This is a genomic window from Streptomyces decoyicus, from assembly GCF_019880305.1.
Taxonomy (GTDB): Bacteria; Actinomycetota; Actinomycetes; order Streptomycetales; family Streptomycetaceae; genus Streptomyces; species Streptomyces decoyicus.
Genome location: NZ_CP082301.1, coordinates 312,480 through 328,826, shown reverse-complemented (window position 1 = coordinate 328,826; position 16,347 = coordinate 312,480). Strand labels below are relative to the sequence as shown.

Sequence of the window (16,347 nt, the reverse complement as noted above, 5' to 3'; positions counted from 1 at the left end):
GGGGGGAGCACCGTGCAGATCGATCTGGCACACCGGGCGAGCAGCTCATGGCTGGACGCCGCGGACCTCGCTCGCGAGGTGTACGCCCAGGCCTATGGCGCCGATGTGGCGCCCCGGCCCGACTCGTTCATCGTCGCCCGCCCGGACTGCGGCGGGGCGGCGGAGCCCTGCCCGCCACTGGCCTGCGCGGGGCTCACCTTCGGCAGGGACCAGGAACTGTTCTCCGAGCGGTATCTCGACACCGGGATCGAGGCCGCCGCACTGGACCGTCTCGGGGTCACCGTGGACCGCAGGCGGGTGGTGGAGGTGGGGGCACTGGCCACCAGACGCGCCTCGGTCGGCCGTGAACTGATCAGAGCCACCCCGATCATCTCCTGGTGCCTGGGCATGGAGTACATCCTGTGCACCGCCACCCGGAGCCTGATCACGACGCTGGCCCGTACCGGCATCTGCTTCGAACCGTTCGGGCCCGCCGACCCCGGCCGGCTGGCTCCCGACGAGGCGGCGCGCTGGGGCTCGTACTACGACCAGAAGCCGCAGGTCGGCGTCATCGCGCTGAACGCCCTGGACCGGCTGTTCTCCGACACCACCGGGCGCTACTCCGTCACCGATCTCCAACTGAGCATCAGCGCAATGGAGGTGGCCGGCCATGCGGGCCATTAGGGAGAGCCTGGTCAGGTTCGGTGAATCGCCGCGTCCGATGATCGAGGTGCTGGGGGAGGACGGTGTCCCGGCACGGACCCTCGGCTACCAGGAGGTGACGCGCCGGGCCGCGGACCTCGCCGAACGGATCGGCCACGGGGACGGCCGGCCGCTGCGCATCGGTGTGGTCTGCGGCAACACCCCCGAATTCGTGGTCGCCGATCTCGCACTGATCGTCGCACGCGCCATCGAGGTGCCGGTCCCGCTCGCCTTCTCCGCCGAACAGGCCGCCGGTCTGCTGGAGGAGACCGACCTGTGTCTTGCGGACGCGGCCGGACAGGAGCGTCTGACGCAGTGGGGGAGGGACCGGGTGCTGCGCCCGGACTGCACGGTGCTGCCGCTGTCCACCGACGGGCCCGTTCCGTCAGCGCCGCTGGTGCTGGCGCCGGCCGGCGGCGGCGAAGCGGACTGGGAGTGCAAGGTCATTCACACCTCCGGGACGACCTCACGTCCCAAGGGGGTGCGGATCCGGGCAGCCGCGCTGAATGAACTGCTGGGGTCACTGCGGTCGGTGATGCCCCGCGGGGCCTTCGCCCGCTATCTCTCCCTCGTTCCGTTCAGCCTGCTCATCGAGCAGGTCACCGGCCTCTACATGGTCCTGCTCGACGGCGGGACGCTCGTCCTGATGCCGCCCGGCAAGGCCCTGGTCGGCACCGCGGCCGCGGCCGCCGCCGACGCCATGCCGTACGTGGCCGCGTCCCGCCCGACCGCGATGGTCGCCACGCCCGCGCTCGTCGACGCCTTCGCCACCGCCGCGGACGAGGCCGAGGCCGGCGGACGGGCCGTGGCACCGGCCCTGTTCGGGAGTGCCGAGGCGCCGCTCATCTGCTGCGGCGGTGCGCCCGTGCACCCCGAGCTGCTGCGCCGTCTGGAGGAGCACGGCCTCCCCGTCCACGAGGGGTACGGACTGTCCGAGAACAGCTCCGTGGTCAGCTGGAACACCCCGGCCGCGCGCCGTCCGGGCACTGTGGGCCGCCCGCTGCCCCACGTCCGCGTCAAGCTCGCGGACGACGGGGAACTCCTGGTCAACAGCACCTCGTTGTTCGCCGGCTACACCCGGGACGACCCCTCCAGCCTCGTCCTCGACGCCGACGGCTGGCTCCGCACCGGCGATCTGGCCCGGATCGACGGGGAGGGGTTCCTCAGCATCACCGGCCGCAAGAAGAACGTCATCATCACCGCGGCGGGCCGCAACGTGGCCCCCGAGTGGGTCGAGGCGCAATACGCCCAACTCCCGTTCGTCCGCGCCGTCGCGGTGGTCGGCGACGGACTCACCGTCCTCCACGGTCTGTTCCTGGTCGAGGAGTCCACCGGCCTCGCGGAAGCCGAAGCAGCCGTCCGGGAGTTCGGCGCAGCACACCTCTCCGAGGTGGAACGGGTGGCCGTACCGCACCTCACCCTGGCCGACGAGCGCCTCTACCGCAGGTTCTTCACCGTCACCGGCCGGCCCATGCGGGCAGCCATCCGCACCGCTCTGTCCAACGGAACGCTGTACGACCACCAAGGAGCTGACGCATGACCACGATCGCTGACGTCCGGCCCTACGGCGCCGCCACGGGCCGGCTCGTCCTGCCCGCCGGGGACGGTTCGCTGCGTGCGCTGGACCCGGCATGGGTCACCGGGCTGCTCGCCGACGCCGGCTTTCTGCTCTTCCGGGGCTTCCGCACCGACCTGGAGGAGTTCACCTCGTTCGTGAAGGCGCACTCCAGCCGGATCACCCTCGACCCGGCACGCTCCTTCCACGGCGGTGAGGTCGCCCAGAAGGTGGACGCCGGCACCGGCGCCGTCGGCCTCCATCTGGAGAACGGCAACAGCCCCTTCGGACCCGATCTGACGTGGTTCCTGTGCGAGAAGGCCGCCGCCAGCGGCTCGCGGACCACGGTCTGCGACGGCTACCGCGTCTGGGACGCGGCCAGTGACACCGCCCGCGCGGTCTTCGGCATCAAGGACATCATGTACAGCCGCAGGGTGGAGGAGCCCAAGTGGAAGGCGTTCGTCTGCCACCAGACGGAAGGCCGCAAGGACCCCGGCGACATCACCTTCGCCGATATGAAGGAACTGGTGGGCAACAATGTCTCCACCACCCTCCAGCTCAACGACGACGGTTCCCTCCACTACGCGTACCGCACCGGCGCCGCCCGCGCCACGCTCTTCGGCAGCCGGCTCGCCTGGGCCAACAGCATCTTCGGCCCCTCGTACAACTACGAGACCCCGCACATCACCTTCGCCGACGGCACCGACATCCCCGAGGAACTCCTCGCCGAATTCCGCCGGCTCACCTCCGAACTGACCGAGGAGCTGGACTGGCAGGACGGTGACCTGGCGCTGATCGACAACACGCGGGTGATGCACGGCCGCCGCGAGATCCTCGACACCGACCGGACCATCTACAACGCACAGAGCTACCTGGACCCCGCACTGCTGGCCGCCGTGCGGAACGGGAAGGCGCAACGATGAGCCGCACGCCCACCGGGCTGGAGGACGCGCGTGTCGGCGCCGTCCTGGAGGAGATCGCCCGCACCGCCGAGCACCATGACCCGGACGTCATGAAGCGCGCCTACGCCACCGCGGCCGACTGGCCGCAGCCGCCCACCGCCCAGGAGGCCGCCGAGCTGTGTGCCCAGGCCGCGCTGCCCGTGCACCCGCAGGTCGGCACCTTCCTCTTCCAGCTCGTACGGAGCCTGCGCCCGGCGCTCGTCGTGGAATTCGGCACCTCCTTCGGCGCTTCGACGATCTATGCGGCGGCGGCGCTGCGCGACAATGGCGGCGGCCGCATCATCGGCTCGGAGCTGCATCCCGGCAAGGCCGACCGGGCACGCGGCCATCTGGAGCGCGCGGGGCTCGGCAGCCACGCCGAGATCCGGACCGGCGATGCCCGCGAACAGCTCGCCGCGCTCCCCGGGCCGGTCGACCTGGTGCTGCTGGACGGATGGAAGGAGCTCTATCTCCCGGTCCTCAAGGTGCTCGAACCCGCGCTGCGGGCCGGCTCCCTGATCGTCTCCGACAATCTGCCGATGCTGCCGCCCGAGTTCACCGACCACGTCCGCACGGCCGGCAACGGCTACCTCTCCCAGCAGCTGCCCCTGGGCGACGGCATCGAGTTCTCCCTCCGCCTCCAGGACGAGGCATGACGCCGCCGCTCTGTGGACCCGCCGGACGCCGCACCACCCCGTACGCACGGAAAGGGCTCTGAACACCTGTGAATCCCCGTACCCACCGCCGTACCCTGCTCCGGGCCGGCTTCGCCGCGCTGCCGCTGGCGGCAGTGACACCGGCCGCACACGCCGCCGAACGGTCCGGCAAGCTCACCGCCGCCCAGGTATCGAGCTGGACCGATGCCTATCTGGAGGCCTGGCGGACCAAGAACGACACGGCCGCGGTCCGGCTGTTCACCCCCGACGCCGTGTACGAAGCGGTGCCCGGCGTCCCCGCACAGACCTTCCGCGGGCGCGACGCCATCGGGCGCTACTGGCGCGACATCACCGCCGGCCAGAGCGACATGACGGGCCGTCACGGCACCCCGGTCGTCACCGGCAACCGGGCCGCCGTCGAACTCTGGGTCACCCTGCGGGCCCCCGCCATCAACCCCGACGGCGACCACTGGGTCACCTTCCTGGAGAGCAACATCCTGCTCTTCGCGCCCGACGGCCGCTGCCGGCGCAACACCGAGTACTGGAACCTCCAGATGGGCCGTCTGCAACCGCCCCAGGGGTGGGGCACTGCATGACCTCCGCTCGTACGCTCCTCACCGGTGGCCGTGTCCTCAGCATGGACCCGGCCATCGGTGAACTGCCGGCCGCCGACATCCTGGTGGAGGACGGCCGGATCACCGCGGTACGCCCGGACATCGACGCCACGGAGGCGGGCGAGCGGATCGACGCCCGGGGGTGCCTCGTGCTGCCCGGCTTCGTCGACACCCACCGGCACATGTGGCAGGCCGTGCTGCGCGGCAGTGGCGCGGACCAGACCCTCGACGAGTATTTCGCGACCGTGCTGCACACCCTGGCGCCCCGGCTCACCGCCGACGATCTCCACGTCGGGAACCTGCTGAGCGCGCTGGGTGCGCTGGACGCGGGGGTGACCACCGTGCAGGACATCTCCAACGTCGCCAAGCCGACCGAGGAGTACACCGACGCCCTGCTCGATGCGCTCACCGACTCCGGACTGCGCAGCGTCTTCGCCTACGGACACGGCACGGCACAGGATGCCCGCCGGGTCCGTACCCGCCGGCTGCACGCCAAGGACGGCCTGGTGACCATGGCGCTCAACGCCGAGGCCGGCACTGACGAGACCATCCGGCGCGGCTGGGCCCTGGCACGGGAACTGGACCTGCCGACCGCCCTGCACGTCCGGGGCGGCAGGCCGGTCTCCCGGCTGCGCCGCCTCGGCGTACTGCGTCCCGGCACGGTGTTCATCCACGGCACCGGGATGGAGGACGGTGAGCTGCGGATGATCCACGACAGCGGTGGCGCGCTGTCGGTCGCGCCCGCCATCGAAATGACGATGGGCCACGGGCTGCCGCCGTTCGCCGCGGCGGCGGCAGCCGGACTGCTGCCCAGCCTCAGCGTGGACGTCGAAGTCGCCGCGCCGAGCGATATGTTCACGCAGATGCGGGCCGCGTTCCAGATCGGGCGCTTCGCCGCGCTTCAGGGCCATGCGGGCCCGGAAGCGCCGTTGCTCACGGCGCGGGAGGTCCTGGAGTTCGCGACGCTCGGCGGCGCCGCGGCGCTCGGGATGGCGGACAGCATCGGTTCCCTCACCCCGGGCAAGCAGGCCGATCTGCTCGTGCTGCGGACCGACCGCCCCGGCGTGGCGCCGGTGCATGACGCCACCGCGGCCGTCGTGTCCTCGATGGACCGCGCCGATGTCGACACCGTGATGGTCGCCGGGCGGGTCGTCAAGCGGCAGGGACGGTTGCAGTACGCCGGGCTGCCGCGGCTGCTGGCACGGGCCCAGGACGTGCGCGACCGGCTGGCCGCCTGCTGACGTCGCCGGTCAGCGGCGGATCAGCACGCCTTCCTCGATGGCGGCAAGGGCGATCCGCAGTTGCTCACTGAGCGCCTTCGCGGTGGGTGCCGGAATGCGGTCGACGAGCCGGGCGTGCACGGCGGTGGTGGCGCGCACCGCCGCCTCGGCGGTCTCCACGCCGCTCGGCGTGAGCTGTACCCAGCTGCTGCGCGCATCGTCCTCGGCCGCCGCGCGGGTGACATAACCGGCGGCCACCAGGCGCTTGATGACATTGCTGGTGCCGCCGGAGGACAGCAGGAGAGCGTGGGTGAGATCGGTCGGCTTGAGGCGGTAGGGGGCGCCGATCCGCCGCAGGGTGGCGAGCACTCCGTACTCGGCCTGGGTGAGCCCCAGCTTCTCCAGCTCGGCGCCGGCGGCGATGTCGAAGGCCGAAACCAACAGGGCGGTCCGTTTGGCGAGTTCCAGCGGGAGACCGGCGATTTCGGGCAGCTCGTGTCCCCATGCCGAGATGATCTCGTCTACGTGGTCAGGCTCCACTGAGAACCGCCTTCCCTCTACCTAAGTGCTCGGTCCAAACATATCCCACCGTCCGGACAGGCACGTTCTGACCTGGGGAGACTGTGTGATTGCCAGATGTAGACACTGTGAAAAGCTTTCCATCTACCTTTCAATATAGCTTTTTCCAATGCTTTCTCTCTATGCTTCTCTCATGTTCAAACGTGAGTCGAGGCGTGCTCTGGCCATGACGGCGGTCCTGGTCCTGACCCTGACCGGCGCCACTGCCTGCGCCGGTGACACCGCGGAAAGGGCCCCACAAGAGAGCGCAATGGCGGAAAACCGTCGCTCCGCCGAGGAAGGAACTGTCGGAATGCGAGAGTTCAGCGCCGCACCGGACCGGCTGCCGTCCTGCTTCCGCGGCGTCCGGGGAGCCACCGCATACCGTCTGCCCGGTTCCTCGGACGGCGGTCGCCTGGTCACCCTGGGCACCGGACCGCACGGGGTCGTCTTCGCCCCCATCTCCTGGGGCGACGCCTGTGAATGGGCGGCCGAGGCCAAGCGGCTCGCCGCCGACGGCTACCACGTCGTCACCTTCGACTGGGGAGCGGACCGCCGCCGGACGGTGTCCGACGCGACCCGGTTGCTGCGCTCGCGCGGCACCAAGAGCGTGGCGTGGGTGGGCGGTTGTATGGGCGGCACGCTCATGCTCGGCATGCTGACGGACCGCACCGCCCGCCCGGCCGGCGTCGCCGGCATCAGCCCGCTCGCCTCGTTGGGCGGCTACACCGCCGGGAACGGCACGTCCTACGCCGGCGAACTGCTGCTCCTGGGGACCGCCGACGATCCGCTCTCCGACGAAGGGCGGCTGCGCGAGCTCGCCCACAGCTTCCCGAAGGCCGAGGTCAAGGTCCTGCCCGGCACTCTCCACGCCGCCGAGATCTTCGCCGGTCCGCACGGTGACACGGCCCGCCGCAATCTCGACGGCTTCCTCGACCGCACCTTCGCCCCGACAGGCGGCTGACCCCTCGGGCGGCTGGCCCCTCGCGCGGCTGACCTGCTAGGCGCCGCGGGACCCAGCAGTCCGGACCGGACGGGCCCGGACTGCTGGGGAATTTCGAGGCCTGCTGGAACGCGTGATCACCGCCCTTGGCAGGCGAAGCAGCCAGGGGATCGACCGCCGGGTGCGGTCAGGAGTGTGTGCCGAAGTCCTGGGTCCACCACGGACCGTTGGCGCTGAGATTGACGCCCACTCCGGTGGACTTGTAGGAGCAGTTGAGGATGTTGTCGCGATGGCCCGGGCTGTCCATCCAGCCCTTCACCGCCGTGGCCGGATCTTTGGGGCTCTTGAAGATGTTCTCGGCCCAACTGCCCCACTGGAAACCGGCTTTGGTCATCCGGGTTCCGGGATCGACGCCTTCCGGGGTGTTGTGCTCGTAGTAGTTGCGGGCGGCCATGTCGTCCGAGTGGGCCTGCGCCGCGGCCTGGATATGGGGGTCGACGGTGAGCGGGCCGCAGCCGTGCTGCGCCCGCTGGGCGTTGACCAGCTCGACGACCTTCTGCGCGAACGCCGCGGCGGTGCTCGTTGCCGCCCGCGTTCCGGCCGGCGCACCGGCTCCGGATCCGGACTCGCGCTGCGGGGCGCGGGGCGTCGTGCGCTTGACCGTGTCCGTGGTGCGGTCGGGGGTCTTGGCGTGCGGCCGGGCAGGGGTGTGCCGCTTGCCGTGTCGCTTGGCTTCGGACGGGGAGGCCGAGGGCTTGCGGCTCTTGGGCGGCTTCGAGGCCTTCGGCGCCGGGGAGGCGGAGGTGGCGGCGTCGGTCGTCACCGGCGCGGACCGGCCCTCTGCCGCGAGCGCCTGGTCGGCTCCGGAGTCGGGTCGTATCAGCACCGCACCGGTAGCGCCCACGACGATCACGGAAGCCACCGCCAGCAGCGTGGCCTTCCGTCGGGGATGACCGCCACCGCGGTGCAGACCGCCGCTCCGCCCGTGCCGTCCCCCCGAGCGGCTGTCGGTGCCGGACAGGCCGGAACGCCGGTGCGCGGCGGACCCGTTCGCCCGGCGGTCGCTCCCCGTAGGGGCCTCGTCGTGCAGATCCGTCTGAAGGTGGTCGTTGTTCATGGTTCCGTTTCCTGTGGGGGATGGGGATCCGTCGGGCCCGCGGTGCCGCGTGGTGCGTGGCCCGGGTGGTCCGACACATGGGAGATCCCGGGGGCGGGCCCCGATAACGAAAAGCTCGCAAGATTTTTTCTGCGTCCTCATGAGCGGTTCCTGGCGAGACCCTCGGTGGTCCTCCACGGGCCGGCTGCCGCGGCGCGTGGCCGGGCCGCCGGTGCCGGGCTGAGCCATACGCGTGGACCGGGGCGCGGGCGCCTTCCGGATCCGCGTAGGTTTTTCTGTTATCGCGACGTGCCCACGGAGTCACCTGAGTGCGGGGGTTACGAGTACGCACGACTGAACAGGGATGAATGGGCGTGAAGCAGGAAAACGGGACGGCAGCCGTCGAGGCTGCCAAGGCCGGGGACGAACATGCCCGGGAGGAGCTGATCGCCTCCTACCTCCCGCTGATCTACAACGTCGTGGGACGTGCACTGGACGGCCACGCGGATGTCGACGACGTGGTGCAGGAGACCATGCTGCGCGTCCTGGAATCGCTGACGGACCTACGGGAGCCGGCGTCCTTCCGCTCCTGGCTGGTGGCGATCGCCATGAACCAGGTACGCCGCCGGTGGACCACCGAGCGCAAGACACCCCTCGTCGGCCTGGAACAGGCACCGGAACGGGCCGACCGCTCCGCCGATTTCGTGGATCTGACCATCCTGAAGCTGGGCCTGTCCGGCCAGCGTCGCGAAGTGGCCGCGGCCACCCGGTGGCTGGACGAGGGTGACCGGTCGCTGCTGTCGCTGTGGTGGCTGGAGGCCGCGGGCGAGATCACCAGGCCGGAGCTGGTCGCCGCCGTCGGGATCGACTCCCGTCACGCGGCCGTCCGGGTACAGCGCATGAAGGAGCAACTCGAGGCCGGGCGCGTGGTGGTCCGTGCGCTCGCGGCGAGTCCGCCATGCCCCGATCTGGCCGATGTGACGGCCGCCTGGGACCACGAACCCTGCGCCCTCTGGCGCAAACGAATATCCCGCCATGCACGGCAGTGCACGGCCTGCTCCGGGCACTGGAAGGATCTCCTGCCCGCCGAGGGACTCCTGGCAGGCCTCGCCCTCCTGCCGCTGCCTCCGCACCTCGCCCCGCCCGCGGCCCTGGCCCCCACCGCCGCGACGGCTCCGGCGGCCGCGGCCCCCGCACACCACACTTCCGGGGCGCCCGGCGAACCCTCTCTGCCGACGCGGCTCCCCCGGCCCCGCCGACTGAAGAAGGGCACCGCCGTCACGGGTACCGCCACGCTCGCGATGGCCGTCACAGCCGCCTTGTGGTGGTGGCCCGCCACGCCCCCGGAGGAACGGAAGCACGAGCCGAAGGCGGCACCTACCGTGGCCGCGCCCCCGCCGGCGCCCCGCCCCACGCCCACGCCGACCCCGTCGCGCACCGCGACCGCGTCCCCCACCCCGTCCGCCACGCCGACCCCCACCCCGTCGGCCACCCCGCCCAGCCTCGAAGAACAGGCCACCGAACTCATCAACCAGCGGCGGGCACGGGCCGGCTGCGGACCGCTGCGCATCGACCGGAGACTGCACACCGCGGCGCGACGCCACTCCGCCGACATGGCGGCTCGTCAGTACTACGAGCACGACGCCCCGGACGGTACCGGCCCCGACGACCGGATCACCGCCGCCGGATATCGCTGGAGCAGCTGGGGCGAGAACCTCGACCGGGGTCCGCGCACCGCCGCCGCGGCGGTCAACGACTGGATGGGCGACGCCATGCACCGCGACAACATGCTCGACTGCAAGTTCACCGCGGTCGGCATCGGCGTCGTCGAGGGCGCGGGCGGGCCCTGGTGGACCCAGGATCTCGCCGCACCGCGCTGACCTTCGCCCGCCGGGGGCGACACCGACCGCTGCACCGACTGCTGCACCGGACGGCGTGCGACTTCGCCACCCTTCACCGTACGACAGCGGGGCAGCCGGCACGGCAGGGCAGCCGGACGGGAGAGCGCGGTGGCAGCGAGATGGCCCGGAGGGTATGACGCCCGCGGAGGATGCCCGGGGGCCCGTGAGAGGTCGGAACCCCGGTTCCGGGCGGGCGCGTTGCTGCGGCACGCCCGCCCGGTACCGGGGTGTTGTGCGAGGGGCTGACTAGGGGGAGACCCGCCAGCTCAGCGAGCCGGACAGCAGCTTGCGCAGTGCCGGGTCACGGGCCGCGGCCGTACGGTCGGTGGCCTTGGCCGTGACCGTATGGCTCCGGCCGTCGGCGGGGACCCCGAGGGTCCGCACCACTACGGTGGATCTGCCGCGTGCGGCCTTGCGCTCCCGGCCGTCGACATACCACTTCACCTGCGCGGAGGCGGGCACGGTGACACGGAGACGAGCCTTGCGGGGCACTGCGCGGTCGGTCGCCACCGGGCTGTTCAGCACGGTGGCATAGCGGTAGAAGCCCGCGATCATCGCTTCGCGGCCGGGGAGGTTGAACTCCCGGCCGAGCGTCCGCATGATCGAGTTGTCGGTGGGACGGTTGAGTCCGTACTGGTAATAACCGCCGCCTTCGAACGCGCCGACCGCGCCGCCGTCCGGCGACTCCTGGCCGATCCAGCGGTACCACTTCTGCCGCTGAGCGGTCATCTGGTCGGCGGAGAGGGTGGTGAGGTTGGCTTCGGTGGGTTCGGGGCCGGTGTAGGTGCCGGACTGGCCGTAGTCGTACTCGTCGGCGAGCTTGCCGAGCGAGTGACCGGTCTCGTGCACCGCGATCTGGTCGGACCGGTCGTTGTCGGAGGAGGCGGTGGCGATCCCGTCGTAACCGGCCTGCGAGGAGATGTCGTTGTAGCCCGCACCACCGTATTTGGTGGAGTTGCCGAGCATCACGACGAGGTCGGCGGCCGGGGCCTTGGAGGCGTAGGACTCGACCTTGCCGGTGTCGACGCAGAGCAACCGCTCGGTGCCCTCGCAGAAGAAGGCGGAGTCGAGGGCGGTGTCACGGACCACGTCCTGCGTCGGATCCCCGGAGACACCGGACTCGTTGGAGACGGCGTCGACGGCCCAGACGTTGAACAGGCCGGCGTACGAGGCGTAGGGCTCGACGGCGGAGATCTTGGCCCACTTGGCGCGGACGTCAGCGTGGAAGTCCTCCTGCTGGGCCGCGGTGTAGCCGTCACCGACGAAGACCACATCGAGCTTGCTGCCGACCGGGCCGTTCTGCACGATCGAGGTGACGTCACCGTCGGCGGCGATCGCGGCCCTGTCGGAGGGGGAGACCGGCTTCGAGGCCGGGACGGTGAGTTGGCGGGGGTGAGCGGTCGATCCGGTGAAGTACTCGACCTGCTGGGTGCGTTGGCCGTGCGGCGACGGGGCCGAGGCGGCGCCTTGGGCGGTGGCCGCGGCGGCTGTTGCCGCCAGTGTCACCACGACAAGGCCGGCCGACACGGCGGTGCGTATGGAAATGCGTCTGGAGGTGTCTCTCGAGGTGTGTCCGGAGGTGCGTCTGCGCATGGGGGGTCCTCCCGAAGCCCGCCGCACGAGCGGCGGGTTGAACCGAATTCAGGCGCGCTCAACGTAGAGGCTGCGGAGGTTTGAGGCAACGGACGGGGCCCGAGTGGCGTACCTGAAAGATGAGTTGGGGCCAGGCTGCCCCGGCCCCGCGGCCACTGGGGGCGGCCCCGGCCCCCCGGCAGCCCACCCACACAGGGCGCTGCGCCACAGGCAGGCTGCCTGTGGCGCACCGGGGGAGCGGAGGGTGGTGGCCGCTTGCGGCGGTCCAGGCCGGCGTCGTGACACATCGGCCGGCGCAGTCCTCAGATCTTGATGACAAACTTCAGATCTTGATGACCAACTTCCCTCGCACATGCCCCGCTTCGCTCAGCTCCTGGGCCTTGGCGGCGTCCGCGAGCGCGAAGGTCTCGACGACCGGTACGGCGAGCTTTCCCTCGACGGCGAGGCGGGCGTGCGCGGCCAGGATTTCCCGGACCTTCTCCGGGGGTGTACCGCCCGCCGAGAAGACCACGCCATGATCCGCGGCGTGCATATCGGCGATGGTGACGATCCGGTCGGTCGTTCCGCCGAGCAGTGCGATCGAGACCGGCAGCGCGTCCTGGCCGGCCGCGTCGAAGACCGCGTCGACGCCCTGCGGCGCAGCCGCCCTGACCCGGTCGGCGAGGCCCGCTCCGTATGCCACCGGGACCGCGCCCAGCGAGCGTAGGAAGTCGTGGTTGGCCGGGGACGCGGTGCCGACCACCGAGGCGCCCAGCGCCACCGCGAGCTGTATCGCGATCTGGCCGACGGCGCCCGCCGCACCGTGCAACAGCAGGGTCTCGCCTTCCCTCAGGCCCAGCAGGTCGAATACGCGCTGCGCCGTCTCACCGGCCACCGGGAGGGTCGCCGCGGCTTCGAAGGAGAGCGCCGCGGGCTTGCGTACGACGTCACCCGCGAGGGCGTACTCCGCGTAGGCGCCGGTGCTCGTCAAGCCGAAGACTTCGTCGCCGACGGCGAGGGCGTCCGCCGGGTCTCCGTCGGGGCCGCCGTCCGCCGCCGCACCGATCGCGTCCACCACCCCGGCGAACTCCAGCCCCGGCACGGCAGGAAACGTCGTCGGGTAGAACTGCTCCACCCACCCGTAACGCCGCTTGTAGTCCAGTGGATTGACGCCGACCGTCACCACCTTCACCCGCACTTCCCCCGGTCCGGGCACCGGCTTGTCGGTGTGCCCGAGGGCGAGCACCTCCGGGCCGCCGAATTCGTTGTAGATGATCGCTCGCATGTGGGTCTCCCCGTTCGATGTATGGAATGCCGGGTTACGCAATGCCCGGACTGTCGTGCCGGAGGCGCTGGATCGATGACTTCAGCCTCGTCCCCGTGAAGGGACATGGCGCCGATCATCGGGACAGTCCGACCTGGTCGAAAGGCCAGCGCCTGCCCTGGCGCCCCTGGTTACGCTGAGGCACATGGAGTTGACCGGTTCCGTGCCCGCCCTGACCGCCGCATACGAGGTGATCCGCCAGCCACTGGGCGAGATCCTGCCCCGGCTCTCCGCCGTCCTGGCCGAACTGGTGCCGCACCGGGCAGCCGCGGAACTGTCCACGCACTGTGCGCACTCACCCTTCAAGACGTACGGCGCCGCGGAGCTCACCGGCCGGCTGTCCACCGCCGACCTGGCGCCGCTGCTCGCCTCGGGCACTCCGGGCCGCCCGTGGCAGGGCATCCTCACGCTCGCCGGCGCCGAGCGGTGTGTGCTGGCCGTGACGAGCCATGCCACCCTCCGGGGCGCGGTCCTGTTGCTGGTACGGGACGCGGACGCCAACCCCGTCGACGAGCGCGCCGGCGCCCTTGTGCAGGCGCTGTGGGACGTGGTCACCAGCCACGTCGACCGGTTGGCGGCGGAGGCCGTGCCCGGTGCGCTGGCCCGCTCGCGGACCGCCGCCGGGACCCGGGCCCAGGTGATCGCGGAGCTGGGCGAGGCCTACTCGGCCGGGCTCACCGGCCTGCTGGCCGTCCTGCGAAGCCGCACCCTCGACGATGCGGCGGCCCGCGCCACCGCCACGGACCTTGCGGTCACGGCCCTGGTGGAGCTGCGTGCGGAGGCGGAACGGGACCAGGAGATCGCCGAGGAACCGGCCGCACAGGCCTTCGCCCGGCTGGCCGATGTGCTGCGGCCGCTCGTGCGGTACAGCCCCGTACGGCTGGAGTTGGGTGCTCCGGACTCCACACGGACCGTCGCCGCCGACGTGGCGCACACCGCGCGGGCCATCGGCCGTACGCTGTTGCTGAAGGTGCTGGAACAGGAGGCGGTGAGCCGCGTCCACGTCGGCTGGCAGATCACCGACGACGAACTGCGCGCGACAGTACGGGACGACGGGCCCGGCACGCTCACCCACGGCGTCCTGGCGCACGGAGGGGTCAGCGAACGGCTCGACGTGTTGAACGGGCGGCTGGACGTCGACGCCGTACCGGGGTGGGGGACCACCGTGTCGGCGACCATCCCGCTGCGGATCTCCCAGGACCCGGCCCCCGACCCCCTCATTGCGCTGGGCGAGCGGGAACTACAGGTGCTGACCCGGCTGGCGCTGGGGCACCGCAACCGGGCGATCGCGCAGGAGCTGCACATCAGCGAGTCCACGGTGAAGTTCCATGTCGCAAAGATCCTCACCAAACTGGGCGTCGAGTCGCGGGGCGAGGCGGCGGCGCTCTTCCACACCGTGGCTTAGCCGACTTCGTTGCCTTACTGCCCGGCTGCCCGGCTGCCCGGCTGCCCGGCTGCCCGGCTCTGCCCGGCTGCCTGACCCTGCCCGGCTGCCCGGCCGCCCCGGCGCAGATGACAGTGCAGGTGTCCGCGGCGCCCCACGGGCCGGACGCCGGACACCGATGCCGGGTCACGGCAGGTTCCCCCGCGCGCGCGGTGGCGGAAGGTGGCCGGGGTCTCGCCGGCTCGCTGCCGGAAGAACTTGGTGAAGACCATGGCATCCGGGAAGCCGAGCCGGTCGCCGATCGCGGTGGCCGTGAGACCGGTGTGGCTCCAGCAGGCGCTTGGCCTCCGGGAGGACCCGGTCGTCGATATAGCCTGCTGGGCTCGGACCACGATCGAGCTGGAGACCAGCCGCTCCGTCGTCCGTCGCCGAGGTGAGTGCCCTCGCCGATGTCACCCACCGCCCCGACGACCAGGGCGCGACCCTCTCGTCGGGCTCCTTCCGGACGGACGGCATGGTGATTGCGCCGTGCTCGATGAAGACCCTGGCGGTATCCGGTCCGGTTACGCCGACGGCCTGTTGGGGCGGGCGGCGGACGTGGTGCTGAAGGAGCGCCGCCTGCTCGTACTCGTACCGCGTGAGACACCGCTGAGCGAGATCCATCTGGAGAACATGCTCGCTCTCGCGCGCAAGGGCGTGCAGATGGTTCCGCCCATGCCTGCCTTCTACCACCACCCGCAGTCGGTGGACCCACCTTTCCTCCCACTTCACGAAGGGAACACGGCACGACATGACCGACGCCGCCACCTGCTGCCCGCGCTGCGCACACGCCACCGTCGAGCAGCTCTTCACCTCACCCGTCCCCGGCGCGTGGGACGTGTTGCAGTGCACGCGGTGCCTCTACTGCTGGCGCACCAGCGAGCCCGACCGTCGCACCCGGCGCGACGCCTACCCGGAGAGCTTCCGGCTGACCCTCGACGCCATCGAGAACGCCCCGGAAGTGCCCAACGTCCCGCCCCTGCGGCCTGCCGGATGAAGAGCGGTCCCGCATCGGGGAGTTGCTCGACCTCCTGACGGTCGAGGCCGTATGCGGGGGTGCCGCGGGTGTGGCGCGGCTGGGAGCGGTCCCCGTGGGCAAGGGGTGGAATCCACGGAACATCTTTGCTCGTGGCGGGATGTGAACGGTCGCGGGTGCCGCTCCGTATCTCTCCATATCCGTGCCCCGTGGGGCACCGGTCCACGATGTGAGGAGGGCACCATGACTGACCCTGGTATCCCGCAGCTCCAGGCCCTGCCGGACGGAGACGCCGAAGTTTCTCTGGTGGTTCGTTTGCAGTGGGAGGACGTTGCCGCGCTCGGTCAGGACGCCGCCCGGCTGGCTGCCCGTTGGAAGCGCCCGGTGACCCTTGATGAGGCCGCCAGTCAGCGGCTGCGCATCCGCCCGCCGGCCACCCACGCCAAGACGGTGACACAGGAGCGGGCGCAGCAGCCCGCCATGGCCTCCACCACGGTGTCGCCCCTGCCGTCCCGTTCTCCTCAGGAGCAGGCTCGTCAGGCGATAGAGAAGATCAACGGCAACGCCAGTCATGAGACGGCGTAGCGCGGCGACGGCCTGAGGACGACAACGAGGGAACGAGGACGACAACGAGGGGACGAGGAGGGCGACGAGGGGACGAGGGGGGCGACGGTCCGAGGACGGCGACGGTCCGAGGACGGGGACGGACGGAGGAGGGCGGCGACGAGTCCTGGTCTCCTGGGGCAGGGGGCCGGCAGTTCGGGACTGCCGAAGCCCCTGCCCTTCCTGAGGCACCGTTGACTCGCGGCTGGGCCGGTTGGGCCGGTTGGGCCGGTTGGGCCGGTTGGGCCGACCGGGCCGGTTGGGCCGACCGGGCGAAGCTCATC

The 16,347-nt window shown here is 71.2% G+C and carries 15 protein-coding genes and 1 pseudogene; 12 read left to right on the top strand and 4 right to left on the bottom strand.

The window, feature by feature from the left end; all coding sequences use genetic code 11:
* Positions 1-12 precede the first annotated feature (12 nt).
* From K7C20_RS01465 to K7C20_RS01440, 6 genes are all read left to right on the top strand, one after another.
* Positions 13-663, top strand: coding sequence for a thermostable hemolysin (locus K7C20_RS01465; protein ID WP_030074983.1), 651 nt, complete (start codon positions 13-15; stop codon positions 661-663).
* Positions 650-2,221 (top strand): AMP-binding protein, encoded by a 1,572-nt coding sequence (locus K7C20_RS01460; protein ID WP_030074984.1) that lies wholly within the window; start codon positions 650-652, stop codon positions 2,219-2,221. The genes K7C20_RS01465 and K7C20_RS01460 overlap by 14 nt, the downstream gene beginning before the upstream one ends.
* Positions 2,218-3,159 carry a TauD/TfdA family dioxygenase gene (locus K7C20_RS01455; RefSeq protein ID WP_030074985.1) on the top strand — a complete coding sequence of 314 codons (942 nt, stop codon included), beginning with the start codon at positions 2,218-2,220 and terminating at the stop codon, positions 3,157-3,159. The genes K7C20_RS01460 and K7C20_RS01455 overlap by 4 nt, the downstream gene beginning before the upstream one ends.
* Positions 3,156-3,833 (top strand): O-methyltransferase, encoded by a 678-nt coding sequence (locus K7C20_RS01450; protein ID WP_030074986.1) that lies wholly within the window; start codon positions 3,156-3,158, stop codon positions 3,831-3,833. The genes K7C20_RS01455 and K7C20_RS01450 overlap by 4 nt, the downstream gene beginning before the upstream one ends.
* A gap of 68 nt (positions 3,834-3,901) precedes the next feature.
* A complete protein-coding gene (locus tag K7C20_RS01445) occupies positions 3,902-4,429 on the top strand; it encodes a nuclear transport factor 2 family protein (RefSeq protein WP_030074987.1) in 528 nt (175 codons plus the stop codon).
* Positions 4,426-5,688 carry an amidohydrolase family protein gene (locus K7C20_RS01440; protein ID WP_053209470.1) on the top strand — a complete coding sequence of 421 codons (1,263 nt, stop codon included), beginning with the start codon at positions 4,426-4,428 and terminating at the stop codon, positions 5,686-5,688. The genes K7C20_RS01445 and K7C20_RS01440 overlap by 4 nt, the downstream gene beginning before the upstream one ends.
* 9 nt (positions 5,689-5,697) lie before the next feature.
* Here the strand turns inward: K7C20_RS01440 and K7C20_RS01435 are convergent, their stop codons facing one another.
* On the bottom strand, positions 5,698-6,207 hold the full coding sequence (locus tag K7C20_RS01435; RefSeq protein WP_051817687.1) for a MarR family winged helix-turn-helix transcriptional regulator: 510 nt from the start codon (positions 6,205-6,207) through the stop codon (positions 5,698-5,700).
* A gap of 331 nt (positions 6,208-6,538) precedes the next feature.
* Here K7C20_RS01435 and K7C20_RS01430 point away from each other — a divergent pair, with 331 nt between their 5' ends.
* The gene (locus K7C20_RS01430; protein WP_053209469.1) at positions 6,539-7,189 is read left to right on the top strand and encodes an alpha/beta hydrolase; all 651 of its coding nucleotides are present in this window, start codon (positions 6,539-6,541) and stop codon (positions 7,187-7,189) included.
* A gap of 166 nt (positions 7,190-7,355) precedes the next feature.
* Here the strand turns inward: K7C20_RS01430 and K7C20_RS38000 are convergent, their stop codons facing one another.
* Positions 7,356-8,285, bottom strand: coding sequence for a CAP domain-containing protein (locus K7C20_RS38000; RefSeq protein ID WP_245171330.1), 930 nt, complete (start codon positions 8,283-8,285; stop codon positions 7,356-7,358).
* Positions 8,286-8,638: 353 nt separating this feature from the next.
* Between K7C20_RS38000 and K7C20_RS01420 the strand changes: the two genes are divergently transcribed.
* A complete protein-coding gene (locus K7C20_RS01420; protein WP_409351293.1) occupies positions 8,639-10,144 on the top strand; it encodes a sigma-70 family RNA polymerase sigma factor in 1,506 nt (501 codons plus the stop codon).
* A 267-nt stretch (positions 10,145-10,411) separates the two neighbouring features.
* Here the strand turns inward: K7C20_RS01420 and K7C20_RS01415 are convergent, their stop codons facing one another.
* Positions 10,412-11,758, bottom strand: a complete 1,347-nt coding sequence (locus K7C20_RS01415) for a M64 family metallopeptidase (RefSeq protein ID WP_053209267.1) — start codon at positions 11,756-11,758, stop codon at positions 10,412-10,414.
* A 322-nt stretch (positions 11,759-12,080) separates the two neighbouring features.
* Positions 12,081-13,022 (bottom strand): NADP-dependent oxidoreductase, encoded by a 942-nt coding sequence (locus K7C20_RS01410; RefSeq protein WP_030074994.1) that lies wholly within the window; start codon positions 13,020-13,022, stop codon positions 12,081-12,083.
* 184 nt (positions 13,023-13,206) lie between these two features.
* Between K7C20_RS01410 and K7C20_RS01405 the strand changes: the two genes are divergently transcribed.
* From K7C20_RS01405 to K7C20_RS01390, 4 genes and pseudogenes are all read left to right on the top strand, one after another.
* On the top strand, positions 13,207-14,466 hold the full coding sequence (locus K7C20_RS01405; protein WP_030074995.1) for a LuxR C-terminal-related transcriptional regulator: 1,260 nt from the start codon (positions 13,207-13,209) through the stop codon (positions 14,464-14,466).
* A gap of 249 nt (positions 14,467-14,715) precedes the next feature.
* Positions 14,716-15,195 (top strand): annotated as a pseudogene (locus tag K7C20_RS01400) (UbiX family flavin prenyltransferase); the annotation flags it as partial.
* Between the two features lie 40 nt (positions 15,196-15,235).
* Complete coding sequence (locus K7C20_RS01395) at positions 15,236-15,481, top strand: non-oxidative hydroxyarylic acid decarboxylases subunit D (RefSeq protein WP_030074996.1); 246 nt, start codon at positions 15,236-15,238, stop codon at positions 15,479-15,481.
* A 222-nt stretch (positions 15,482-15,703) separates the two neighbouring features.
* The gene (locus K7C20_RS01390) at positions 15,704-16,045 is read left to right on the top strand and encodes a hypothetical protein (protein ID WP_053209266.1); all 342 of its coding nucleotides are present in this window, start codon (positions 15,704-15,706) and stop codon (positions 16,043-16,045) included.
* Positions 16,046-16,347 lie beyond the last annotated feature (302 nt).